Below are 22364 nucleotides of genomic sequence, written 5' to 3'. Positions count from 1 at the left end.
CTGCAGAACTCGCGCCGCAATTTGTAACCCGGCGCCTCGCCGGCCCGAACTAAGGGCATGACGCAAAACACCAGACGCCGCTTCACCATTGCCGCCGGAACCTCCGCGCTGGGGCTGGCCATTGCCCAATTCTTCGGCTGGGGCACACGCCATGCGCAAGCGGCCGAGAACGAGAAATTCGAGGTCACGCACACCGAGGCCGAATGGCGCAAGCTGCTCACCGCCAGCCAGTTCGCGGTGCTGCGCCAGGAAGGCACCGAGCGGCCCTACACGAGCCCGCTCAACGACGAGCACCGGGCCGGGCGCTTCAGCTGCGCGGGCTGCGCGCTCGACCTGTTCTCCTCGAAGACCAAGTTCGACAGCCGCACCGGCTGGCCGAGCTTCTGGCAGCCGCTCGACAAGGCCGTGGGCGAGCATCAGGACCGGTCTTTCGGCATGGCGCGCACGGAAGTGCACTGCCGCCGCTGCGGCGGCCACCTGGGCCACGTGTTCGACGACGGGCCCAAGCCCACCGGGCTGCGCTACTGCATGAACGGCGTGGCGATGACCTTCACGCCCGGAGCGGCATAAGAGTCGCAGGGGTCATGGGCTGGTCTCACAATGCGCGCTGTCCGTCCGACAAACGCATTGATCCAAGGAGACTCCATCCATGAAGGCCCAGAACATCCTCGAGACCATCGGCAACACACCGCACATCCGCATCAACCGCCTGTTCGGCAATGCGAAGCAGCAGGTGTGGATCAAATCGGAGCGCGCCAACCCCGGCGGCTCGATCAAGGACCGCATCGCGCTGTCGATGGTGGAAGACGCCGAGAAGAGCGGCGCGCTCAAGCCCGGCGGCACCATCGTCGAGCCCACCTCGGGCAACACCGGCATCGGCCTTGCCATGGTGGCGGCCGTCAAGGGCTACAAGCTGATCCTGGTGATGCCCGACAGCATGTCCATCGAGCGCCGCCGCCTGATGCTGGCCTACGGCGCCTCATTCGACCTGACGCCGCGCGCCAACGGCATGAAGGGCTCCATCGCCCGCGCCGAGGAAATCGTGGCCGGCACGCCCGGCGCGTGGATGCCGCAGCAGTTCAACAACCCCGCCAACGTCGAAGTGCACGTGCGCACCACGGCCGAGGAAATCGCGGCTGACTTCCCTGACGGCATCGACGTGCTGATCACCGGCGTGGGCACGGGCGGCCACATCACGGGCGTGGCGCAGGTGCTGAAGAAGAAGTGGCCGAAGCTGCAGGTGTTCGCGGTCGAGCCGGTGGCCTCGCCCGTGATTTCCGGCGGCGCGCCGGCACCGCACCCCATTCAGGGCATCGGCGCGGGCTTCATCCCGAAGAACCTCGACACCTCGCTGCTCGACGGCGTGCTGCAGGTCGACGCCGAACCGGCGCGCGAGATGGCTCGCCGCTGCGCGCGCGAGGAAGGCATTCTGGTCGGCATCTCGTCGGGCGCCACGCTCGCGGCCATCGCGCAGAAGCTGCCCTCGCTGGCGCCCGATGCGGTGGTGCTGGGCTTCAACTACGACACCGGCGAGCGGTACCTTTCGGTCGAAGGCTTCCTGCCCGCCTGATCCAGCTATAGCTTTCATAGCGCCCTCGGCGCGTAAAATGCGCGGCCTGCTTGATAAACACAAGCCCTACGCCGCCATGCTGAGAATCTCCGAACTCAAACTCCCGCTCGACCACGCGCCCGACGCGCTGGTCACCCTGATCGCCAGGACGCTCGACGTTCCGCTCGAGGCGATCGCCTCCCACACCGTCTACAAACGCAGCTTCGATGCGCGCAAGGTCGAACTGCTCACGGTCTACATCTGCGACGTGCAGCTGGCCGACGCAAAGCTCGAAGCCGCCTTGCTCGCGAAGCACGCGGGCCACCCGCACATCCAGGCCGCGCCCGACATGCGCTACACGCCGCCGGCCAATGCGGCCGAAGGCACGGCCCGGCCGGTGGTCATCGGCTTCGGCCCCTGCGGCATCTTCGCGGCGCTGATGCTCGCGAAGATGGGCTTCAGGCCCATCGTGCTCGAACGCGGCAAGACCGTGCGCAAGCGCACCCGCGACACCTGGGGCCTGTGGCGCAAGAGCGTGCTCAACCCCGAGTCGAACGTGCAGTTCGGCGAAGGCGGTGCCGGCACCTTCTCGGACGGCAAGCTCTACAGCCAGATCAAGGACCCGCGCTTCCTCGGCCGCAAGGTGATGGAAGAGTTCGTGAAGGCCGGCGCGCCGCCCGAAATCCTCTACGTCGCGCATCCGCACATCGGCACCTTCAAGCTGGTGAAGGTGGTCGAGAACATCCGCGAGCAGATCGTGGCGCTGGGTGGAGAGATCCGCTTCGAGCAGCGCGTGACCGACGTGCACATCGAAGACGGCCCCAACGGCAAGCATTTGCGCGGCCTCACCGTGCTCGACCAGACGACCGGCCAAAGCAGCGAACTGCGCGCCGACCACGTCGTGATGGCGCTCGGCCACAGCTCGCGCGACACCTTCGAGATGCTGCACGAGCGCGGCGTGCACATCGAGGCCAAGCCCTTCTCCATCGGCTTTCGCGTGGAGCATCCTCAGGGCCTGATCGACCGCGCACGCTGGGGCCGCCATGCGGGCCACCCGCTGCTCGGCGCGGCCGACTACAAGCTGGTGCACCACGCGAGCAACGGCCGCTCGGTCTACAGCTTCTGCATGTGCCCTGGCGGCACCGTGGTCGCAGCCACCAGCGAGCCGGGTCGCGTGGTCACCAACGGCATGAGCCAGTACTCGCGCAACGAGCGCAATGCCAATGCGGGCATCGTGGTCGGCATCGACCCACGCGACTTCCCTGGTGACGCGCTCGCGGGCATCGCACTGCAGCGCGAACTCGAAAGCAATGCCTTCGTGCTCGGCGGCGGCGATTACCGCGCACCGGGCCAGCTGGTGGGCGACTTCATCGCCGGCAAACCCTCTACGGCGCTCGGCAGCGTGACCCCGTCGTACAAGCCGGGCGTGACGCCAACCGATCTGCACAAGGCCCTGCCCGCCTACGCCATCGAGGCCATGCGCGAGGCCTTTCCCGCCTTCGGTCGCAAGATCAAGGGCTTCGACACGCACGACGCGGTGCTCACCGGCGTCGAGACGCGCACCTCGTCGCCCATCCGCATCACGCGCGGCGACGACTTCCAGAGCCTCAACGTGCGCGGCCTCTACCCCGCCGGCGAAGGCGCGAGCTACGCGGGCGGCATCCTGTCGGCTGGCGTGGACGGCATCAAGGTGGCCGAGGCCGTGGCGCATGGCGTGCTGGCCGAGGCCGAACGCGAACGCACCGTGAGCGTCTGATGCAAGTCATGCACTTCGAGCGCCCCACCCTCGGCCAACTGACCGCCGCCACGCTCGCGATGGCAGCCGTGGTGCTGGCTTCCAACATCCTGGTGCAGTTCGCCATCAACGACTGGCTGACCTGGGGCGCCTTCACCTACCCGGTGGCGTACCTCGTGAGCGACCTCGTCAACCGGCGCTTCGGCCCCGGCATGGCGCGGCGCGTGGCGTGGGTCGGCTTTGCTGTAGCCGTGGGAATCTCGCTGCTGCTCGCGCCGGTGCGCATCGCGGCGGCCTCGGGGCTGGCCTTCATCGCCTCGCAGCTGCTCGACATCGGCGTGTTCGACCGGCTGCGGCGCGGCCTCTGGTGGCGCGCGCCGCTGGTGGCCACGGTGATCGCGGCCGTGCTGGACAGCATCGTGTTCTGGGGCATCGCCTTCGCGGGCACCGAAGGCCCGTGGTTCACGTGGGCACTGGGCGACCTCGCCGTGAAGCTCGCCGTCGGCGTGCTGATGCTGCTGCCGTTCCGGCTGCTGATCGGCCGGCAGGCGGCGCAAGCTTCAGCCTTGGGCCATTGAGGACATCGATGGCGAACGACGACTTTCACTTCTACGAGCCCGCCAAGGGCCACGGCCTGCCGCACGACCCGTTCAACGCGATGGTCGGGCCGCGCCCCATCGGCTGGATCTCGTCGCAGGACGCGAACGGCGTGCTCAACCTCGCGCCCTACAGCTTCTTCAACGCCTTCAACTACACGCCGCCCATCGTCGGCTTCGCCAGCATCGGCGCCAAGGACAGCCTGCACAACATCCGCCAGACGCGCGAGTTCGGCTGGAACCTGGCAACCCGGCCGCTGGCCGAGCAGATGAACCGCTCGTGCGCCGCCGTGCCGCCCGAGGTGAACGAGTTCGAGCTCGCCGGGCTCACGACCGCCGCCTCGAAAACCATCGCGGTGCCGCGCGTGGCCGAGAGCCCCGTGTCCTTCGAATGCAGGCTCACGCAGATCCTGCAGCTCGAGGGCGCGGACGGCACGCCCGTGCAAACCTGGCTGGTCCTCGGCGAAGTGGTGGGCGTGCACATTGCGCGCCACCTGCTGAAGGACGGCATCTACGACACCGCCGCGGCGCAGCCCATCTTGCGCGGCGGCGGACCGGCGGACTATTTCGAAGTCAGCCCCGACAATCTCTTCAGGATGTTCCGGCCGCGCTGAAGGCGCCAAACCGGACTTCATTTCTTTCCTCTTTCATTCCATCGCGACCCTCGCCGCGCCCCCCGCATGACCGACGCTTCCACCGCCACCCCGAAGACGAACGCGCGCCCGCCCCGGCGTCAGCAACTGGACATGGCCGATCAGCTGAAGCAGCTGCAGGCCGGCCCCGATGCGGATGCGGGCACGAGCACCAGCGCGGAAACTCCCGCGCAGCAACCTCGCGAACCTCGCCAGCCCCGCCCGCCCCGCCAGAACAACCAGGGCGCAGGCAACCAGCGCCCGCAGCGGCAGCAACAGCAACCACGCAAGCAGGGTGCGCAAGGCCAGGCCCAGGGCCAGGCACCGGCTCAACCGCAGCGCGCGCCGCGCAAGGTCAACCCGGTGCTCGAGCGCCTGTTCGAGCTGTACCCGCAGCTCTTCGGCGCGCGCTTCGTGCCGCTGAAGCTCGGCGTGTACGAGGAACTGCTCGCGCGCCACCCCGAAGACTTCAAGGCCGAAGACCTGAAGATCGCCATGGGCCAGCACGCGCGCTCCACGCGCTACCTGGAAGCCGTGGCCGCCGGCCTGGCGCGCCATGACCTCGACGGCAACGCGCTCGACCCGGTCGCGCCGGAGCACGTGCACCACGCCATCCTCGAGCTGCACCGCCGCCGCCTGCAGCGTGCCAACGGCGAAGACCTGCGCCCGCAGCTGGTCGCGCGCATCGCCAAGGCCGTCGAGGCCTCGGGCCTGGATCGCGAGGCCTATGCGGTGCTGGTGCGCTCGCGTGACGAGAACAACAACGCCGTGGTGGACGAGGCCCTGGCCGAACTCGCCCAGCAGGCCGCCAAGCGCGAGGCGCTGCTGCGCGCCTTCGAGGCCAGCGGCCGCAGCGAGCAGGAGTTCGCCGACATGTACGGCATGAAGCCTGGCGATGTGACGCGCACGCTGCAACGCGCGCGCGCCGATCGCGAGGCACCTGCGGCGCCGGCCACAACGCCTGCAGCGACGCAGGCCGTCGAGGCGCCCGAAGCACCCGCCGCAGACTGAACACGCCACACAAACGAAAAAGCCGCCACAGCAATGTGGCGGCTTTTTTCATGGCGCCGCGGACCTGCCGCGACCGACTGATCAGCGTTGCGCGTTCTGCAGCGCAGCAATGCGCTCTTCGATCGGCGGGTGCGTGGCAAACAGCTTGCCGATGCTGCCGGTGATGCCCATGGCTTCCACGGCCTTCGGCAGTTCGCCGGCCGGCAGGCCACCGAGGCGCGCGAGCGCATTGATCATCGGCTGCTTCTGGCCCATCAGCGCGGCAGCACCGGCATCGGCGCGGAACTCGCGGTGGCGCGAGAACCAGGCCACCACCATCGCGGCGGCAAAGCCGAGCACGATGTCCAGCACGATGGTGCTCACGTAGTAGCCGATGCCGGGGCCCGACGAACGGTCGTCGCCGCGGCGCAGGAAGCTGTCTACCGCATAGCCGATCACGCGCGACAGGAACACGACGAAGGTGTTCATCACGCCTTGAATGAGCGTCATCGTGACCATGTCGCCATTGGCGATGTGAGCCACCTCGTGGCCGATGACGGCCTCGACTTCCTCGCGCGTCATGCCCTGCAGCAGGCCGGTGGACACCGCCACCAGCGACGAGTTCTTGAACGCGCCGGTTGCGAAGGCATTGGGCTCGCCTTCGAAGATGCCGACCTCGGGCATGCCGATGCCGGCCTTGTCGGCGAACTTGCGCACCGTGCCGACAATCCAGGCCTCATCGGGCGACTGGGGGTTGTCGATCATGCGCAGGCCGGCGGTCCACTTGGCCATGGGCTTGCTGATGAGCAGCGAGATGATCGCGCCGCCGAAACCCATCACCAGCGCGAAGCCGAGCAGCGCCGTGAGGTTGAGCCCGTTGGCCGTGAGGAAGCGATTGACGCCCAGCAGGCTGGCGACCACGCCGAGCACCGCGACGACCATCACATTGGTCAAAACGAACAGAAGGATACGTTTCAAGTTGAATTCTCCGTGGGGAAATCTGCCACCTAGATGAGGACCCCGGGGCTCTCTTCAAGCCGTGCATGGCATGGAGGCCCTGGGTGTTGTAGTGCGTTCTGGGCGCTCCGGTCGGCGGCAGCCGGTAGAGCCATGATAGGAGCAAAAGTTCTATGCCCCCGGTAATCCCCGGCCCGGCAAGGGCCTGAAAACCTGCGGATCGGCATAGAACGCCGCCGCCTCGTTGTCGCCGCACCAGCCGGGCACGCCGAGCACCGGCAACGGCACGAAGGGCTTGCATTCGAGCTGCCGCGCGTCGAGCGCCTGTGCCATGCGCTCGTCATCGAACGCCGCCAGCCCGGTCGCGTCGTGCGTCAGCAGTACGTGCGCGGTGATCGGTTTGCGCGGCGTGACCAGCTTTTCGAGCAGTGCATGGCCGAACAGCAGCAGGCGGGCTTCGCTCCACAGCCCACGTTGCGTGACGAACAGCGTGTGCCAGTCGCGCGCGATCAGCGCCTGCCAGAGCGCGGGAGGCGCATCGAGCACCGCACCGTTCTCGTCAAACAGCGTGAGCGCATCGCGCAGCGGCCCACGCACGGCGGCGACGCCGCTGCGCGCGATCTCGGCCGCTTGCAGTTCGTTGAGGCGGCGCTTGGTCTGCGGAAAGGTGAGCCACACGAGTCCGTTGAAAAGATCGTGCAGGTTGTCGCGCGTGGGGACCGTGCGGGTCTGGAAGATGTGGGCCTCGTAGGCTTGGCATGCAGGCAGCGCGTCCTGCTGTACGAAATCGGGCGCCTGCGCGGGCTTGACGCTCTGGAGGGCCGTTGCCACGCAGCCATGCGCGGACCCTGCCACCGCTTCACCGTGCTTGCGATAAGGCGCAAGCCAGGGCTGCGCCCAATCAACCGCCGGCAGGATCAAAGCGCGGGCGCGCCCGTCCAGCGGATGCGGTCAGGGTGCTGCATCACCGCGAACTCCGCCGTGAGCTTGTCGAAGAGCTTGAGCGAACTGCCGTGCTTGCCAAGCAGGCCGGCGGTACGCAGGGCCTTTGCCACGTCGTTGAGCGGCACCTCGTTGCCGCTGCGCAAGGCCGGCGCGGCCTGCAGGATGAATTCGGCCGCTTCCGAGGTTTGCTGTTGCTGCGGCGGTGGCGGCGCGGCCTTGGCAGCCTTCGCCGTCTTGCGCGCCGGTGTCTTGGCCGCGGCCTTCTTGGCAGCAGGCACTGCCTTGGCCCGCGCGGTCTTCGCGGGCGCCGACTTGGCCGCAGCCGACTTCTTCGCCGGCGCAGTGCGCACCGCAGGCTTCGTGCTTGCGTGGTGCGCGAGATCCATGAAGGCGTCGTACACGCCAACCGTCTCTTCGCCCGTCTTGCCCTGCTGGCCGATACCGCAGACGCGGCAGCCCTTTTCGCGCAGGCGGATCACGAGGGGTGCGAAGTCGGAGTCGGAAGACACCAGCACGACCACATCAGGCCGCTCGTTGATGGCGAGGTCGATCGCATCGACCGAGAGCGCGATATCGGTGCTGTTCTTGCCGGCCGACAGGTTCACCATCGGCCGCACCGACAGCCGCTTGAACATCGCCTGCCGGTTCACCGCCATCTCGGCGTTGCAGTACGCACGGCGCACGTGAATGGCGCCGTATTCGTCCATCGTGCGCTGCACGGCCTGTTCGATCACATCGGCCGAAACGTTGTCGGCGTCGATCAGCAGCATCACGCGCAGCGTCGGTGTCATGAGAGCTTCCAGTTGATCGTCTCACCGCCGCGCAAAGGCTTGAGCGTGGCATCGCCGTAGGGCACGGTCTCGGGCACGGTCCAGCTTTCGCGCTTGAGCGTGATGGTGTCCGTGTGGCGCGGCAGTTCGTAGAAATCAGGGCCGTGGAAGCTTGCGAAGCCTTCGAGCTTGTCGAGCGCGTTCACGCTGTCGAAGGCCTCGGCGTACAGCTCGATGGCCGTGAGCGCGGTGTAGCAGCCGGCACAACCCAGCGCATGTTCCTTCAGGTGCGCCGGGTGCGGCGCGCTGTCGGTGCCCAGGAAGAAGTGGTCGCTGCCGCTGGTGGCTGCTTCGACCAGCGCCACGCGGTGCGTCTCGCGCTTGAGCACGGGCAGGCAGTAGTAATGCGGGCGGATGCCGCCGGTGAAGATGGCGTTGCGGTTGTACAGCAGGTGGTGCGCGGTGATGGTGGCTGCCGTGAAGCGGTCGGCGTCGCGCACGTAGTGGGCGCCTTCCTTCGTGGTCAGGTGCTCGAACACCACCTTCAGCTCGGGGAAGTCGCGGCGCAGCGGAATCATCACGCGGTCGACGAACACGGCTTCGCGGTCGAACAGGTCGATGGCCGGGTCGGTCACTTCGCCGTGCACCAGCAGCAGCAGGCCGTGCTTCTGCATGGCTTCGAGCGTCTTGTAGGTCTTGCGGATGTCGGTCACGCCGGCATCGCTGTTGGTGGTGGCGCCGGCCGGGTAGAGCTTGAGCGCGCGCACGCCGGCTTCGGCGGCAAGGGCGATTTCTTCGGGCGGCAGCTTGTCCGTCAGGTAGAGCGACATCACGGGCTCGAAGGCCGTGCCTTCGGGCACGGCGGCGCGGATGCGGTCGCGGTAGGCCACGGCCTGTGCGGCGGTGGTCACTGGGGGGCGCAGGTTGGGCATGATCAGCGCGCGGCCGAACTGGCGCGCGCTGTGGGGAACGACGGCTTCGAGGGCGGCGCCATCGCGCACGTGCAGGTGCCAGTCGTCGGGGCGGGTGATCGTGAGGGTGTCTGTCATGGCGCTGGGATTGTCGCATCGCCCCCCTGGCGCCCTCCCGCCGGGCTACGGATGCAAGAACACGCGACAGGCGCTCCGGGGCACCTGCTGGCTCCACTTGACATGGTTGACCGAACTGCGCGCCCCCTTGCCCGGCGGCCAGGGGTCGAAGATTCGCAGCGTGGTGCCGCGCCCGCCAGGATCGTCGTCGCCGCGAATGCCCACGACGAGCACCATGTGGCCCGGACAGCCGACACCGGCGGCATACCCCCTCGCACCCCATGGCAGATCGAACATCAGCGGCCCGTGCTGCAGTGCGGCCCGCAACTGGCCTACCGACCAGGGCGCCGGCGGGCGCACCGTCAGGCCGTGTGCGGACGCAAAGAGCGCATCGGCCGTCATGGCGTCGTCGGCATTCGCGAAGGTGCGCAGGCCGCCGTCGTCGCCGATCAGCTCGGTGGGCGTGCGCGCCACCACCGCCTGCACGTTGGAGCGCGTGATCATGGCGGTGCAGGCGGCCCAGCACTGGGCGGGCGTGGGCTGTGGAATCAGCGCGACGGGATGCAGGATCGGCGCGTGGCACTCGTTGCCGAACACCAGGTTCTGCGTGCAGGGGCCGGCCTCGCCGTCTTCGGCGAGCCAGTTCGCGATCTGCAGGCGGCGCACCGCCATCCGGGTGATCGGGCCGTAGTCGCCGTCGAGCGCGAGCCCGGGGCTCGGCTGGAGCTTCCGGTTCAATGCCTCCTGCAATCTGCGAACGTCGGCGCCACGCGCACCCTGCGTCAGTGTTGTCATCGGTTCTGTTCCCTTCGCCCCACAGACTTTCGGTGCAATCGGTTGCATTGTCAAAAGCGGGCACCGCCGCGTCCATCGGTCGGACGGCATATCCGGGACGGCGACCCCGCATGCCCCGGGGCACGCCCGTTGCTTGACGTGCTGTGCCATTCGGCCGAAGGTTCGGCCGGCCCAGGCCTCCCGAGAACAAAAAACAGGAAACCGCCATGCTGTCCACGGCAATGCTTTACTTTCGCGAGACCGCCAAGGCCGGTTCGCTGCGCCGCGCCGCGGAGCAACTGGGCGTGGCGCCGAGCGCCATCAGCCGCCAGATCGCCAAGCTCGAAGGCGAACTGCAGACCGCCCTGCTCGACCGCCGCGCCAACCGCACCACCCTCACGCCGGCCGGAGAGCTGGTGCTGGCACATGCCGACCAGGCCCAGCAGAGCAGCGAGGCGCTGCGCGGCGCGCTGCAGGAACTGATCGGCCAGCCCGCCGGCACGGTGCGCGTCGGCAGCATCGAGGGCATGGTCAGCCACTTCCTTGCGAACAACCTGGCGCGCTTCCAGAAGCGGCATCCGCAGGTGAAGCTGCAGGCCTCGGTGGTGGGCTCGCGCGCGGTGCTCGAGGCGCTGCAGGAAGGCCGCATCGACATCGCGCTGGCCTTCAACCTGCCCGAACGCCACGCCTTCCGCGAACATGCGCGGCTGGAGCAGCCGCTGTGCGCCATCGTCGCACCCACGCATGCGCTGGCGCGGCGGCGCAGCGTGTCGTTCCGCGAACTCGAGGGCCATCGCGTGGCGCTGCCCGACCGCTCGTTCCAGATTCGCCACCTGGTCGACCGCATCGCGTCGAAGACGCAGGTGTCGCTCGACCTGGTGATCGAGACCAGCACGCTCGACATGGCCAAGGGCGTGGTGCGCAACAGCGACCTCATCACCTTCCTGCCGCGCTATGCGGCGCTGCACGAGGTGTCGAACGGCGACCTGTGCGCCGTGCCGCTGCAGGAGCGCGACTTTGCCGCCACCGCGACCAGCCTGCTCACGATGCCGGGGCAGCGCCAGTCGCCGGCGTCGCGCGCGCTGCTCGAAATGCTGGCCACCAGCATGGGGCGCTACGGCTCCAATGCAGTGCCGCGTTCTGATTCCGGCAACACGCGCGTGCAGAAATGAGCCTTCCCGCCGGCCTCGCCGCTCCCTACATTGGGCGGCATGACGACCACAAGCACCGACGAAACCACTGCGTTCCCCGAAGGCGGCTACCGCTACGCGAAGGGCGTGTTCCAGTATTCCGCCGGCGTGGCGGCGCTGCCCGGCTTCGCCATCGAGCGGGTGCGCTTCCAGCAGGCCGTGCCGCTGGCTGATGGCTTCGATGCCATCGCGGCGCATCTGGGCGCCATCGGCCGGCCGCTCACCGCGCTGTGCGCCTGCGAACTGCGCTCGCCCGCGCCGTTCTCCGAGCGCGGCTTTCACGACTTCAACCGCATCTACGCTGGCACGCTCGAGCGCTGGCATCTGCTGCGCGGCGACCACAACCCGGTGGCGCGCACCAACGTGTGCCCGCGCATCGGTGCACCGGCCACGCCGGCCTTCCAGGCCTTCTCGTACACCGTGCCGGCCGACGACGATGCCGGGCCGCCGAGCTTCGTGGTCTCCGGCGGCGGCGAAGCGCCCGACGGCCATGCCAGCTACCGCGACGTGATGGTCCGCCTGGGCGACACCAGCCCCGACGGCCTGCGCGCCAAGCTCGGCTACGTGATGACGGAAATGGAGCGCCGCCTCGCCGTGCTGGGCTTCAGCTGGCGCGATGCAGCGGCCGTGCAGGCCTATACGGTGCATGACATCGGCGCGCTGGTGTTCGACGAGATCGTGCAGCGCGGCGCACTCACCACCGGCCTGACCTGGCACCTCGCGCGGCCGCCGATCGTGGACATGGAATTCGAGATGGACCTGCGCTGCGCAAGGCGCGAGATCGCGCTGTCATGGCCCTAGGCCGGGCAGGGGCTGACCGCCTGTTGGCACATGTCGTGCTTGAGAGTTTTTTTCGTCCTTTCCGCCATTCCAACTCAACGGAGTTCCATGTGAAGCGTGCTGCCCCTGCCCTGTTCCTGAAACCCCTGGCCGCATGCGCGGCGCTCGCCATCCTGGCCCTGGCCGCGCCCCATGCGATGGCCCAGGAAAAGACGCTGCGCATCGCCATGACGGCAGCCGACATTCCGCGCACGCTGGGCCAGCCCGACCAGGGCTTCGAGGGCAACCGCTTCACCGGCATTCCGATCTACGACTCGCTCACGCAGTGGGACCTGTCGAAGGCCGACGCACCGAGCGTGCTGATTCCCGGCCTCGCCACCTCGTGGGCAGTGGACGCCAAGGACAAGACCAAGTGGGTCTTCAAGCTGCGCCCCGGCGTCAAGTTCCATGACGGCTCGGCCTTCACCGCCGACGCCGTGGTGTGGAACGTGCAGAAGGTGCTCGACAAGGAAGCCGCGCAGTTCGACCCCAGCCAGGTCGGCGTGACGGCCTCGCGCATGCCCACGCTCAAGTCGGCGCGCAAGATCGACGACACGACGGTCGAGCTCACCACCAGCGAGCCCGACGCCTTCCTGCCGATCAACCTCACGAACCTGTTCATGGCCTCGCCCGCGCAATGGCAGAAGAAGTTCGATGCCGCCGCCGGCGCCACGCCCGCAGACAAGGCCAAGGCCGCCTGGACTGCCTTCGCCGCCGACCCCGCCGGCTCGGGCCCGTTCAAGGTCACCCGCTTCGTGGCGCGCGAGCGCCTTGAGCTGGCCGCCAACAAGGGCTACTGGGACGCCAAGCGCGTGCCGAAGATCGACAAGGTCGTGATGCTGCCGATGCCCGAGGCCAATGCGCGCACCGCTGCGCTGCTGGGCGGCCAGGTCGACTGGATCGAGGCGCCCGCGCCCGACGCGATGGCGCAGATCACGCAGCGCGGCTTCAAGATCTATTCGAACGCGCAACCGCACGTGTGGCCATGGCAGCTCTCGTTCGCCGAAGGCTCGCCCTGGCTCGACAAGCGCGTGCGCCAGGCGGCCAACCTGTGCATCGACCGCGGCGGCATGAAGCAGCTGCTGGGCGGCATGATGGCCGAGCCCAAGGGCACGGTGCCCCCGGGCCACCCGTGGTTCGGCAAGCCCACCTTCGACATCAAATACGACGTGAAGGCCGCGCAGGCGCTGATGACCCAGGCCGGCTACTCGGCCGCCAAGCCGATCAAGGTGAAGGTGCAGATCTCTGCCTCGGGTTCGGGCCAGATGCAGCCGCTGCCGATGAACGAGTTCGCGCAGCAGTCGCTCAAGCAGTGCTACTTCGACGTGCAGTTCGACGTGATCGAATGGAACACGCTCTTCACCAACTGGCGCAAGGGCGTAAAAGACCCGTCGGCCAACGGCGCCAATGCGGTCAACATCAGCTTCGCGGCCATGGACCCGTTCTTCGCGATGGTGCGCTTCGTGAGCACCAAGGCCTTCCCGCCGGTGTCGAACAACTGGGGCTACTACGGCAACCCCGAAGTCGACAAGCTGGTGGCCGATGCGCGCACCAGCTTCGACGACAAGGCGCGCGACGCCGCACTCGCAAAGCTGCACACGCACATCGTGGACGACGCGCCCTTCGTGTGGATTGCGCACGACGTGGGCCCGCGCGCCATGTCGGCCAAGGTCAAGAACGTGGTGCAGCCCAAGAGCTGGTTCATCGACATCGCCACGATGACGATGGACTGAGCGTTCTTTTCAGCCAGCCACGAGCCAGCCAATGTTCGCCTACCTCCTGCGCCGCGTGATCTACGCCGTGCCGATCATGATCGGCGTGGCCCTCGTGTGCTTCCTGCTCGTGCACATCGCACCGGGCGATCCGCTGGTGTCGATATTGCCGCCCGATGCTTCAGCCGACCTGCAGGCGCAGCTGCGCGAGCTCTACGGCTTCAACCGTTCGCTGCCCGAGCAGTTCGTGATGTGGCTGTGGCGCGCGATGCACGGCGACCTGGGCGTGTCCATCGCCAGCAACCGCGCGGTGGCCGGCGAGGTGTTCACCGCCGTGGGCAACACGCTGCGGCTCGCGGTGGTGGCCACCTTCATCGGCTTCGTGCTGGGCTGCCTGTTCGGCTTCGTGGCGGGCTACTTCCGCAACTCGTGGGTCGACCGCCTGGCCTCGATGTTCTCGGTGCTGGGTGTGAGCGTGCCGCACTACTGGCTGGGCATGGTGATGGTCATCGTGTTCTCGTCGCAGCTCATGTGGCTGCCGGCCACCGGCGCAGGCCCCAGCGGCTCGGACGACTGGGCCTGGAATTGGGAGCACCTGCAGTTCCTGCTGCTGCCGGCGCTCACGATGTCGGTGATTCCCATGGGCATCATCGCGCGCACGGTGCGTGCGCTGGTGGCCGACATCCTCGACCAGGAATTCATCGTCGGCCTGCGCGCCAAGGGGCTCACGCACCTCGGCGTGTTCCGCCACATGGTGAAGAACGCGGCGCCCACGGCACTGGCGGTGATGGGCCTGCAGCTGGGCTATCTGCTCGGCGGCTCGATCCTCATCGAAACCGTGTTCTCGTGGCCGGGCACCGGCTTCCTGCTGAACTCGGCCATCTTCCAGCGCGACCTGCCGCTGCTGCAGGGAACGATCCTTGTGCTTGCGCTGTTCTTCGTCGTGCTCAATCTGCTCGTCGATGTGCTGCAGACCCTGCTCGATCCACGCATTGCCCGGGCCTGAAAGACCATGTCCTCCGTGCTCACCCCCTCCTCCGTTGCCGCGGCCGTCGAGCCGCTGCCGGCCCAGCGCTCGCGCGGCTACTGGGCCTCGGTCTGGCTGCGCTTCCGCCGCGACCCGGTCGCCGTTGGCGCGGCCATCGTCGTGCTGCTGCTGATCGCGCTCGCAATCTTCGGCCCCTGGCTCGCACCATCGGACCCATACCAGTCGTCGATGCTCAAGCGCCTGAAGCCCATCGGCACCGAGGGCCTGCCCTTCGGCAGCGACGAGCTGGGCCGCGACATGCTCTCGCGCCTCATCGTCGGCGCCCGGCTGTCGCTGTTCATCGGCATCACGCCGGTGCTGTGCGCCTTCGTGCTGGGCACGATCATCGGCATCGTCGCGGGCTACGCGGGCGGGCTGACCAACACGCTGATCATGCGCACCATCGACGTGTTCTACGCCTTCCCGTCGGTGCTGCTGGCCATCGCGCTGTCGGGCACGCTGGGTGCGGGGGTGGTCAATTCGCTGATCTCGCTGACCATCGTGTTCATTCCGCAGATCGCGCGCGTGGCCGAGAGCGTGACCACGCAGGTGCGCACCCGCGACTACGTGGAAGCGGCGCGCGCTTCCGGCGCCAGCCCCTTCACCATCGTGCGGGTGCATGTGCTGGGCAATGTGCTCGGGCCGATCTTCGTGTACGCCACCAGCCTGATCGCGGTGTCGATGATCCTGGCTTCGGGCCTGTCGTTCCTCGGTCTCGGCGTGAAGCCACCGGAGCCCGAGTGGGGGCTGATGCTCAACACGCTGCGCACCGCCATCTATGTGCAGCCCTGGGTCGCGGCGCTGCCGGGCGCGATGATCTTCATCACTTCGATCTCTTTCAACATCTTGTCTGACGGGCTTCGGTCCGCCATGGACAACAAGGGGTGAGCATGGCATTCCGCTTTTTGAATCGCTGCGATTCGGGGTGCGCTCACGTCGATGGGGTACCTTGCTCCGCGAATGTCCCCCGGCCTGCGGCCTCCTCCTTTATTTCGCTGCGCAAGGCACCCCATCGACGTGATCGTCCAGCGCAGCGGTTGATCGGCCAGCACAACAGCTGCGCTCATGTGCGAATGGCACCGGGTGCTCCCCGCAGCGAAATAAAGGAGGAGCCGAAGGCGGGGGACATTCGCGGAGGGGAGCACCCGGTGTCATTCGCACGCACCCCGAATGCAGTGACCAGGAGCTAACAAAATGGACGCACCCAAAGACATCGGCGGCCCAGCCCAACCGCTCCTGACGATCAAGGGCCTGGTCAAGCACTTCCCCCTGAAGAAAGACCCCCTGGGCCGCGGCGGCGGCGTTGTGCGCGCAGTCGACGGCGTGGACTTCGAAGTGCTCAAGGGCGAAACGCTCGGCGTGGTCGGCGAATCGGGCTGCGGCAAGTCGACCACCGCCCGCCTGCTGATGCAGCTCATCGAACCCACACGCGGCGAAGTCGTGTTCGACGGCCGCGAAGTCGGCAGCCGCGACCTGCCGCTGAAAGAATTCCGTCGCCAAGTGCAGATGGTGTTCCAGGACAGCTACGCCTCGCTGAATCCGCGCCTCACCATCGAAGATTCGATCGCCTTCGGACCGCAGGTGCATGGCGTGCCGCGACGCGAATCGGTGGAACGGGCGCGCGACCTGCTCGCGCGCGTGGGACTGTCGCCGCAACGCTTTGCCGAACGCTACCCGCATGAACTCTCGGGTGGCCAGCGGCAGCGCGTGAACATCGCGCGGGCACTGGCGCTGCAGCCGCGCATGGTGATCCTCGACGAAGCCGTCTCCGCGCTCGACAAGTCGGTGGAAGCACAGGTCATCAACCTGCTGCTCGACCTGAAGACCGAGTTCGGGCTGACCTACGTGTTCATCAGCCACGACCTCAACGTGGTGCGCTACGTGAGCGACCGCGTCATGGTGATGTACCTCGGCCAGGTGGCCGAGATCGGCCCGGCCGATGCGCTGTACGAGGCGCCCGCGCACCCCTACACGCGTGCGCTGCTGTCCTCCATGCCGTCGATGGACCCTGACCACCGCACCGAAGAAGCCGCGCTCGCTGGCGATCCGCCGAACCCCATCAACCCGCCCTCGGGCTGCCGCTTTCATCCGCGCTGCGCGCTCGCCGCGCCGGTGTGCAGCAAGGTCGTGCCCGAGCGCATCGTCACCGGCTCGCAGCACGCGGTGAGCTGCCTGATCCACGAGGTGGGCAGCGGGCATCCGATGGCCATCGAAACCGCGGGGCAAGCAGCATGAGCGACAACAACGAACCGATGGTCCGCCTGCGCGACCTCAGCGTTACCTTCAGCGGTGGACGCAAGCCGGTGCACGCCGTCAGCGGCGTGAGCCTCGAAGTGCAGCGCGGCGAGGTCGTCGCGCTGATCGGCGAATCGGGCTCGGGCAAGAGCGTGACCATGCGCACCCTGCTGCGCCTGCACCCCGAGCGCCGCACCCGCATGGGCGGCATGGTGCAGGTGGCAGGCCGCGACGTGCTCGCGATGTCGCAGCGCGAACTGGCCGACTTCCGCGGCAAGGTCGCGTCGATGATTTTCCAGGAGCCGCTGCTGGCGCTCGACCCTGTGTATTCGGTGGGCGCGCAGATCGTCGAGTCGATCCGCCGGCACGAATCCGTCACACAGGCCGAGGCTCAACAACGCGCGCTGGCGCTGTTCGAGCGCGTGCGCATTCCGAGCCCCGAGCGGCGCCTGCAGGCCTATCCGCACGAGATGTCGGGCGGCATGCGCCAGCGCGCCATGATTGCGCTCGCGCTCGCCTGCAAGCCCCAGCTGCTGCTGGCCGACGAGCCCACCACCGCGCTCGACGCCACGGTGCAGATACAGATCCTGCTGCTGCTGCGCGAGCTGCAGCGCGACCTGGGGCTGTCGGTGATCTTCGTCACGCACGACATCGGCGCCGCCGTCGAGGTGGCCGACCGCATCGCCGTGATGTATGCGGGCCGCATCGTCGAGGAAGGCACTGCGCGCGAGCTGATCCGCTCGCCGCGCCATCCGTACACGATTGCGCTGCTCAAGAGCCGCGCGCACGGTGCGCTGGCGCGCGGCACGCGGCTCGAAACCATCGGTGGCGCACCGCCCGACCTGTCCGCGCTGCCGCCCGGCTGCGCCTTCGCCGAACGCTGCGCGCTCGCAAGCGACGCCTGCCGCGCCGCGCAACCACCGGTGGTCGAGCTTGCGCCGAACCACCGCGTGCGCTGCATCCACACCGATGCGGCCGCCGCCATTGCGCCGGTGCTCGTCGCCTGACAGACAACCTCTTCAACACCTTTCATCGCCATGCCACTGCACGACCCCGCCCACGCCTTCGTTCCGTACCCCGATGCGCCGGTGCCGCGCGCCGCGACCGGTCCGCTGGCCGACCTGAGCTTTGCAGCAAAAGACCTGTTCGATGTGGCCGGCTACCCCACGGGCGGCGGCAATCCCATCGTGCTGGCGATGTCAGGCATCAAGACCCGCACCGCACCCACCGTGCAGAAGCTGCTCGATGCCGGCGCGCGCTTTGCCGGCAAGACCGTGACCGACGAACTCGCGTTCTCGATGAACGGCAACAACGCGCACTTCGGCGCGCCAATCAACGGCGGCGCGCCCACGCGCATCACCGGCGGCTCGTCGTCGGGCTCGGCCTCGGCCGTGTCGTCGAACCTGTGCGACTTCGCGCTGGGCACCGACACTGGTGGCTCGGTGCGCGCGCCAGCCAACCACTGCGGCCTGTACGGCCTGCGCCCCACCCACGGCCGCGTGAGCCTCGAAGGCGCGCTCGACCTCGCACCCAGCTTCGACACCTGCGGCTGGTTCGCGCGCGACATCGGCACCTTCGCGCGCGTGGCCGACGTGCTGCTGGGCGCCGATGCGGCAGCCCTGCCCGAACGCGTGCGGCTGCTGCGGCCCGACGATGTCTGGGCACTGGCCGTGCCCGCCGCAATCGAGGCGCTGAAGGGCGCGGCCGACCGCGTGCAGGGCCTGCTCGGTGCCGCCAAGGGCACCACGGTGGCGCTGGAATCCTTCGACACGATGTACTGGAACTTCCGCTACCTGCAGTCGCGCGAAGCCTGGCTCACCGATGGCCCGCTGATCGAACGCTACGCGCCGCCGCTTGGCCCGGGCGTGGCCGAACGCTTTGCGTGGTCGCGGGAAGTGACCGATGCGCAGGTTGCGGCGGGCCGCACCTTCCGCACCGCGTTCCGTGAGCACCTGTCTGCACTGCTCGGCACCGACGGCGTGCTGCTGATGCCGTCCATGCCCGACATCGCCCCGCTGCGCAGCGACAGCGAAGCCGCGCTGGAGGACTACCGCAATCGCGCGATCCGCATGCTGTGCATTGCGGGCCTGGCGGGCTTTCCGCAGCTGTCGATGCCGCTGGCCACGCGCGACGGTGCACCGCTGGGCATCTCGCTGCTCGGGCCGGCGGGGTCGGACCGTTCGCTGGTTGCGCTGGCGCAGCGCATCGCGGGCTGAGGCCGGGGCTTCAGAGCTGCACGCTGCCACCCTGCCGAAGAAGGCAGACATCGCAATCGACACCGCTCCCCGCGCGTTCGATCACCACGAAGTCGCCCGCATCCACCGCCAGCAGCGCGTGATGCCAGGTGCCGGGCGCGAGCACCACGCCCTGGCGCCCGTCGGTGACGAAGGCCGCGAGCTGCTGCGCCGAAGTGGGCGCGTCTCCCGCGCGGGCGACCACGATCACGAAGCGCCTGTCGCCCAGCGGCACGAAGGTCTGGCTGCCCAGCGCGTGGCGCTCCATCTCCGACACCTCGTGCGGGAAACGCCGCGCCTGCGCGCGGAACAGCGCGAGCATCGGCCGGCCGCCTTCGGCGTCGAGCTGTAGGTCATCGAGCAGGTCGAAGCGCTGCGCATTGCCGCCGTTGATGGGCCGGCCCTCGCCGGTGGGCGCCTCGATCACGGTGCCATATGGGGCAAAGGCCTGGGAGGTCAGCGGCTGCGCAACGAGCAATGCGGCGCTGGCGGGAGAAAAATCGGTCATGCCGCGATTGCAGCAGAAAGCATGCCTTCCGCCTCGCGAGGGATACTGTTCGCCATGAGCACGACAGAGCCCCAGTTGATCGCCCCGGCGCTTGCCGATGGCGGCCTCGCTGCCATCTTCACGGCACCGGGCGGCGCCCAGGCCTTTGCCGTACGCTGGCAGGGCGGCGTGCACGGCTATCTCAACCAATGCCCTCATGCGGGCGGCCCGCTTGATTTCGAAGGCCAGGTGCTGGAAAGTTCAGGCCGCTTTCTGATGTGCGCGCGGCACGGCGCCATCTTCGAGCCCGACACCGGCAAATGCGTCGGCGGCCCCTGCCGCGGCGCTCGGCTTACGCCGCTGGCAGTGCATGAGAAGGCGGACGGCAGCGTATGGCTCGGCCAGGCCGAATGAAGACGAAGACAACCCTCCAGGAGAAAAAGATATGCGCAGCAACAACAGGCTTCACCCCCTCACCCTGTCGGTCACGGCCCTCGCCTTTGCCGGCCTCATGGCGGGCTGCACGGGCATGTCGTCCGGCATGGGCAAGTCCTTCACGGGCATGAAGGTCACGTCCAGCGCCTTCGGCGACAACGGCGTCATTCCGGCCGACTATGCCGGCGCGGGCGACTGCGGCGGCAAGAATGTCTCGCTGCCCGTGGCGTGGAGCAACCTGCCGGCCAAGACCAAGTCGGTCGCCGTGCTGGTGTTCGATCCCGACGGCGCGGCCGGCCTGGGCGTGTCGCACTGGGTGGCCTACAACATCGCGGCCGAGCGTGGCGAGCTCAAAGCCGGCGAAGGTCAGGCGGGCTCGAACTTCAACTTCACCATGGGCCCGAACGTGGCCGGTGCCCCCGCCTACCGCGGCATGTGCCCGCCAGTGGGCGACCGGCCGCACCACTACGTGCTGACCGTGGTCGCCACCGACTTCGCGCCGGGCAGCCTGCCGGCAGGCCTTGCGCGCGATGCGCTGCTGGCCGCGCTCAAGGGCCATGCGCTGGGCGGGCAGAGCGTGGTGGGCCTCTACAGCCGCTGAATGCAGCGGGTGCACGGGTAATAATTAAGACTTCAGTTCGCCGGCATTCGTCAGCCATGGCTGCAGCCGCTTCTTCGAAAGCTTCATCGATGGCCCAGCCCGCAGCCGCTTCCGACCCTTCTTCGGTTCCGCCGTCCGTCGGCGACCTCGACGCCATGTTCGACCTGGCGCCCGTCTCGCTCTGGATCGAAGACTACGGCGACCTCAAGCGCAAGCTCGACGGCTGGCGCGCCGAGGGCGTTACCAACCTGGTGGCACACCTGCATGCAGACCCGCAGCGGGTGAGCGACTGCATGGCGCTGCTGAAAGTACTGCGGGTCAACCAGCACACACTGAAACTCTTTGCCGCTGACAGCCAGGAGACCCTGCTGGGCGCGCTCGACCGCGTGTTCCGCGGCGACATGTCGGCCACCGTGGTGCACGAGCTCGACCAGCTGTGGCACGGCCAGCTCACCTTCGAGAGCGAGACCGTCAACTACGCCCTCGACGGCCGGCGGCTCGACGTGCGCGTGCGCGCCCGCGTGCTGCCCGGGTATGAAGACAGCTGGAGCCGTGTGCTGGTGTCGCTCGACGACGTTACCGAGCGCGTGGCCGCGCAGCGCCTGCGCGACGAGAGCGCCATGTATGCGCGCAGCCTGTTCGACCGCTCGCCAGTGTCTCTGTGGGTGGAAGACTTCAGCGCGGTGCGCTCGCTGCTCGAGAGCATCCGCGCGCGCGGCATCACCGACTTCGCCACCTTTATCAAGGTGCACCCCGACTTCGTTGCGCGCTGCATGCAGGAGATTCGCGTCATCGACGTGAACCACGAAACGCTGCGCATGTTCGGCGCGCCCGACCTGCCCACGCTGCTGGGCAGCATCTCGCGCATCTTCCGCGACGAGATGCGCGAATCGTTCGCTGAGCAGCTGCAAGACCTGTGGAACGGCAAGACCGTGCAGCACCGCGAGGTGCTCAACTACTCGCTGTCGGGCGAAGTGCTGAACATCCACATGCAGTTCGCGGTGCAGGAAGACCGGCAGGGCACCTGGGACCTGGTGCTGGTGTCGCTGGTGGACATCACCGCGCGCAAGAAGGCCGAGGCCTATCTGGAGTACCTCGGCAAGCACGACGTGCTCACGCAGCTGTGCAACCGCACCTACTACACCGAGGAGCTCAACCGCCTGTCGCGCAAGGGCCCCTGGCCGGTGTCGATCGTGGCCATCGACCTCAACGGCCTGAAGCAGATCAACGACCAGGAAGGCCATGCCGCCGGCGACTCGCTGTTGCGCCGCATGGGCGAGGTGCTCGACAAGGCCGTCGACCCGCCGGCCTGGCCCGCGCGCATCGGCGGCGACGAATTCGCGGTGCTGCTGCCGATGACCGACGAGCGCGGTGCCGAGGCAATGCGCGAGCGCATCCTCACGCTGCTCGAAATGAACAACCAGTTCCACGCGGGGCAAAGCGGCCATGCCCTGAGCCTGGCCATCGGGCTCGCGACCTGCCATGGAGACGAATCGCTGGAGGTTGCGCTGCAGCGGGCGGACCGGGCGATGTATGTGGACAAGTCACGGTATTACGAGAGCGTGACGGGGAGCCGGGAGCACTCGGCGTAGTGGGGCTTCGACTCTTGTTTTTCCCCTGACGGCTGATTAGGATTCCCGCGCTGTAT

At 68.0% G+C, this 22364-nt stretch carries 23 protein-coding genes; 17 read left to right on the top strand and 6 right to left on the bottom strand.

The genetic code is table 11. The features are described from left to right. The first annotated feature begins 57 nt into the window (after positions 1 to 57). The 6 genes from msrB to ACSFBF_RS28915 all read left to right on the top strand — a co-directional run bounded on the left by msrB (position 58) and on the right by ACSFBF_RS28915 (position 5523). On the top strand, positions 58 to 570 hold the full coding sequence (gene msrB / locus ACSFBF_RS28940; protein WP_435473019.1) for a peptide-methionine (R)-S-oxide reductase MsrB: 513 nt from the start codon (positions 58 to 60) through the stop codon (positions 568 to 570). A 79-nt stretch (positions 571 to 649) separates the two neighbouring features. Next, positions 650 to 1570 carry a cysteine synthase A gene (gene cysK, locus ACSFBF_RS28935; RefSeq protein WP_093078546.1) on the top strand — a complete coding sequence of 307 codons (921 nt, stop codon included), beginning with the start codon at positions 650 to 652 and terminating at the stop codon, positions 1568 to 1570. A gap of 76 nt (positions 1571 to 1646) precedes the next feature. After that, the gene (locus tag ACSFBF_RS28930; protein WP_435473017.1) at positions 1647 to 3305 is read left to right on the top strand and encodes an NAD(P)/FAD-dependent oxidoreductase; all 1659 of its coding nucleotides are present in this window, start codon (positions 1647 to 1649) and stop codon (positions 3303 to 3305) included. Continuing rightward, positions 3305 to 3862 carry a VUT family protein gene (locus ACSFBF_RS28925; RefSeq protein WP_435473015.1) on the top strand — a complete coding sequence of 186 codons (558 nt, stop codon included), beginning with the start codon at positions 3305 to 3307 and terminating at the stop codon, positions 3860 to 3862. The genes ACSFBF_RS28930 and ACSFBF_RS28925 overlap by 1 nt, the downstream gene beginning before the upstream one ends. Positions 3863 to 3870: 8 nt before the next feature. Next, positions 3871 to 4494 carry a flavin reductase family protein gene (locus ACSFBF_RS28920; protein ID WP_435473013.1) on the top strand — a complete coding sequence of 208 codons (624 nt, stop codon included), beginning with the start codon at positions 3871 to 3873 and terminating at the stop codon, positions 4492 to 4494. A gap of 66 nt (positions 4495 to 4560) precedes the next feature. After that, the gene (locus ACSFBF_RS28915) at positions 4561 to 5523 is read left to right on the top strand and encodes a ProQ/FinO family protein (RefSeq protein WP_435473011.1); all 963 of its coding nucleotides are present in this window, start codon (positions 4561 to 4563) and stop codon (positions 5521 to 5523) included. An 81-nt stretch (positions 5524 to 5604) separates the two neighbouring features. Here ACSFBF_RS28915 and htpX read toward each other — a convergent pair whose 3' ends face one another. From htpX to ACSFBF_RS28890, 5 genes are all read right to left on the bottom strand, one after another. After that, positions 5605 to 6480, bottom strand: a complete 876-nt coding sequence (gene htpX, locus ACSFBF_RS28910; protein ID WP_258351285.1) for a protease HtpX — start codon at positions 6478 to 6480, stop codon at positions 5605 to 5607. Positions 6481 to 6630: 150 nt separating this feature from the next. Further along, positions 6631 to 7380 carry a DUF3025 domain-containing protein gene (locus ACSFBF_RS28905; RefSeq protein WP_435473009.1) on the bottom strand — a complete coding sequence of 250 codons (750 nt, stop codon included), beginning with the start codon at positions 7378 to 7380 and terminating at the stop codon, positions 6631 to 6633. After that, the gene (locus tag ACSFBF_RS28900; protein WP_435473007.1) at positions 7377 to 8195 is read right to left on the bottom strand and encodes an NYN domain-containing protein; all 819 of its coding nucleotides are present in this window, start codon (positions 8193 to 8195) and stop codon (positions 7377 to 7379) included. Before ACSFBF_RS28900 ends, ACSFBF_RS28905 begins: the two co-directional genes overlap by 4 nt. Further along, positions 8192 to 9223: a dihydroorotase gene (gene pyrC, locus ACSFBF_RS28895; protein ID WP_435473005.1), complete on the bottom strand. Its 1032-nt coding sequence runs from the start codon at positions 9221 to 9223 to the stop codon at positions 8192 to 8194. The genes ACSFBF_RS28900 and pyrC overlap by 4 nt, the downstream gene beginning before the upstream one ends. Positions 9224 to 9268: 45 nt before the next feature. After that, entirely contained in the window at positions 9269 to 9997 is a 729-nt protein-coding gene (locus tag ACSFBF_RS28890; RefSeq protein ID WP_435473003.1) for a peptidoglycan-binding protein, read from the bottom strand. A gap of 206 nt (positions 9998 to 10203) precedes the next feature. On the opposite strand from ACSFBF_RS28890, the gene ACSFBF_RS28885 reads away from it, so the two are divergent. The 8 genes from ACSFBF_RS28885 to ACSFBF_RS28850 all read left to right on the top strand — a co-directional run bounded on the left by ACSFBF_RS28885 (position 10204) and on the right by ACSFBF_RS28850 (position 19175). Continuing rightward, positions 10204 to 11148 carry a LysR family transcriptional regulator gene (locus ACSFBF_RS28885; RefSeq protein WP_435473001.1) on the top strand — a complete coding sequence of 315 codons (945 nt, stop codon included), beginning with the start codon at positions 10204 to 10206 and terminating at the stop codon, positions 11146 to 11148. A 39-nt stretch (positions 11149 to 11187) separates the two neighbouring features. Further along, complete coding sequence (gene cnbZ / locus ACSFBF_RS28880) at positions 11188 to 11967, top strand: 2-amino-5-chloromuconate deaminase CnbZ (RefSeq protein ID WP_435472999.1); 780 nt, start codon at positions 11188 to 11190, stop codon at positions 11965 to 11967. An 89-nt stretch (positions 11968 to 12056) separates the two neighbouring features. Further along, positions 12057 to 13718, top strand: a complete 1662-nt coding sequence (locus ACSFBF_RS28875; protein WP_435472997.1) for an ABC transporter substrate-binding protein — start codon at positions 12057 to 12059, stop codon at positions 13716 to 13718. A 31-nt stretch (positions 13719 to 13749) separates the two neighbouring features. Then, the gene (locus tag ACSFBF_RS28870; RefSeq protein WP_435472995.1) at positions 13750 to 14703 is read left to right on the top strand and encodes an ABC transporter permease; all 954 of its coding nucleotides are present in this window, start codon (positions 13750 to 13752) and stop codon (positions 14701 to 14703) included. 6 nt (positions 14704 to 14709) lie between these two features. Then, entirely contained in the window at positions 14710 to 15612 is a 903-nt protein-coding gene (locus tag ACSFBF_RS28865) for an ABC transporter permease (protein ID WP_435472993.1), read from the top strand. Positions 15613 to 15918: 306 nt separating this feature from the next. Beyond that, entirely contained in the window at positions 15919 to 16959 is a 1041-nt protein-coding gene (locus tag ACSFBF_RS28860) for an ABC transporter ATP-binding protein (RefSeq protein ID WP_435472991.1), read from the top strand. Beyond that, positions 16956 to 17966, top strand: a complete 1011-nt coding sequence (locus ACSFBF_RS28855) for an ABC transporter ATP-binding protein (protein ID WP_435472989.1) — start codon at positions 16956 to 16958, stop codon at positions 17964 to 17966. Before ACSFBF_RS28860 ends, ACSFBF_RS28855 begins: the two co-directional genes overlap by 4 nt. 30 nt (positions 17967 to 17996) lie before the next feature. Then, a complete protein-coding gene (locus tag ACSFBF_RS28850) occupies positions 17997 to 19175 on the top strand; it encodes an amidase (protein WP_435472987.1) in 1179 nt (392 codons plus the stop codon). 10 nt (positions 19176 to 19185) lie between these two features. On the opposite strand, the gene ACSFBF_RS28845 is transcribed toward ACSFBF_RS28850, so the two are convergent. Continuing rightward, complete coding sequence (locus tag ACSFBF_RS28845; protein ID WP_435472985.1) at positions 19186 to 19701, bottom strand: ureidoglycolate lyase; 516 nt, start codon at positions 19699 to 19701, stop codon at positions 19186 to 19188. Between the two features lie 54 nt (positions 19702 to 19755). On the opposite strand from ACSFBF_RS28845, the gene ACSFBF_RS28840 reads away from it, so the two are divergent. The 3 genes from ACSFBF_RS28840 (at position 19756) to ACSFBF_RS28830 (ending at position 22308) form a co-directional block, all read left to right on the top strand. Beyond that, positions 19756 to 20094, top strand: a complete 339-nt coding sequence (locus ACSFBF_RS28840) for a Rieske (2Fe-2S) protein (protein ID WP_435472983.1) — start codon at positions 19756 to 19758, stop codon at positions 20092 to 20094. Positions 20095 to 20125: 31 nt separating this feature from the next. Next, positions 20126 to 20716, top strand: coding sequence for a YbhB/YbcL family Raf kinase inhibitor-like protein (locus tag ACSFBF_RS28835; protein ID WP_435472981.1), 591 nt, complete (start codon positions 20126 to 20128; stop codon positions 20714 to 20716). Between the two features lie 89 nt (positions 20717 to 20805). Continuing rightward, positions 20806 to 22308, top strand: coding sequence for a sensor domain-containing diguanylate cyclase (locus ACSFBF_RS28830; protein ID WP_435472979.1), 1503 nt, complete (start codon positions 20806 to 20808; stop codon positions 22306 to 22308). The last annotated feature ends 56 nt before the right edge of the window (positions 22309 to 22364 follow it).

This window comes from Variovorax nivicola, from assembly GCF_051216475.1.
GTDB lineage: Bacteria > Pseudomonadota > Gammaproteobacteria > Burkholderiales > Burkholderiaceae_C > Variovorax.
This window is presented reverse-complemented; position numbering and strand designations above follow the sequence as displayed.

What these genes read in the sequence shown, in the direction of transcription:
- ACSFBF_RS28900 (WP_435473007.1), bottom strand. Translation starts at nt 8,195, where the DNA reads ATGACACCGACGCTGCGCGTGATGCTGCTGATCGACGCCGACAACGTT.
- ACSFBF_RS28845 (WP_435472985.1), bottom strand. Translation starts at nt 19,701, where the DNA reads ATGACCGATTTTTCTCCCGCCAGCGCCGCATTGCTCGTTGCGCAGCCG.
- ACSFBF_RS28915 (WP_435473011.1), top strand. Translation starts at nt 4,561, where the DNA reads ATGACCGACGCTTCCACCGCCACCCCGAAGACGAACGCGCGCCCGCCC.
- ACSFBF_RS28870 (WP_435472995.1), top strand. Translation starts at nt 13,750, where the DNA reads ATGTTCGCCTACCTCCTGCGCCGCGTGATCTACGCCGTGCCGATCATG.
- ACSFBF_RS28925 (WP_435473015.1), top strand. Translation starts at nt 3,305, where the DNA reads ATGCAAGTCATGCACTTCGAGCGCCCCACCCTCGGCCAACTGACCGCC.
- ACSFBF_RS28885 (WP_435473001.1), top strand. Translation starts at nt 10,204, where the DNA reads ATGCTGTCCACGGCAATGCTTTACTTTCGCGAGACCGCCAAGGCCGGT.
- ACSFBF_RS28865 (WP_435472993.1), top strand. Translation starts at nt 14,710, where the DNA reads ATGTCCTCCGTGCTCACCCCCTCCTCCGTTGCCGCGGCCGTCGAGCCG.
- msrB (WP_435473019.1), top strand. Translation starts at nt 58, where the DNA reads ATGACGCAAAACACCAGACGCCGCTTCACCATTGCCGCCGGAACCTCC.
- ACSFBF_RS28850 (WP_435472987.1), top strand. Translation starts at nt 17,997, where the DNA reads ATGCCACTGCACGACCCCGCCCACGCCTTCGTTCCGTACCCCGATGCG.
- ACSFBF_RS28890 (WP_435473003.1), bottom strand. Translation starts at nt 9,997, where the DNA reads ATGACAACACTGACGCAGGGTGCGCGTGGCGCCGACGTTCGCAGATTG.
- pyrC (WP_435473005.1), bottom strand. Translation starts at nt 9,223, where the DNA reads ATGACAGACACCCTCACGATCACCCGCCCCGACGACTGGCACCTGCAC.
- ACSFBF_RS28920 (WP_435473013.1), top strand. Translation starts at nt 3,871, where the DNA reads ATGGCGAACGACGACTTTCACTTCTACGAGCCCGCCAAGGGCCACGGC.
- ACSFBF_RS28860 (WP_435472991.1), top strand. Translation starts at nt 15,919, where the DNA reads ATGGACGCACCCAAAGACATCGGCGGCCCAGCCCAACCGCTCCTGACG.
- cysK (WP_093078546.1), top strand. Translation starts at nt 650, where the DNA reads ATGAAGGCCCAGAACATCCTCGAGACCATCGGCAACACACCGCACATC.
- ACSFBF_RS28930 (WP_435473017.1), top strand. Translation starts at nt 1,647, where the DNA reads ATGCTGAGAATCTCCGAACTCAAACTCCCGCTCGACCACGCGCCCGAC.
- ACSFBF_RS28840 (WP_435472983.1), top strand. Translation starts at nt 19,756, where the DNA reads ATGAGCACGACAGAGCCCCAGTTGATCGCCCCGGCGCTTGCCGATGGC.
- ACSFBF_RS28855 (WP_435472989.1), top strand. Translation starts at nt 16,956, where the DNA reads ATGAGCGACAACAACGAACCGATGGTCCGCCTGCGCGACCTCAGCGTT.
- ACSFBF_RS28830 (WP_435472979.1), top strand. Translation starts at nt 20,806, where the DNA reads ATGGCCCAGCCCGCAGCCGCTTCCGACCCTTCTTCGGTTCCGCCGTCC.
- cnbZ (WP_435472999.1), top strand. Translation starts at nt 11,188, where the DNA reads ATGACGACCACAAGCACCGACGAAACCACTGCGTTCCCCGAAGGCGGC.
- ACSFBF_RS28835 (WP_435472981.1), top strand. Translation starts at nt 20,126, where the DNA reads ATGCGCAGCAACAACAGGCTTCACCCCCTCACCCTGTCGGTCACGGCC.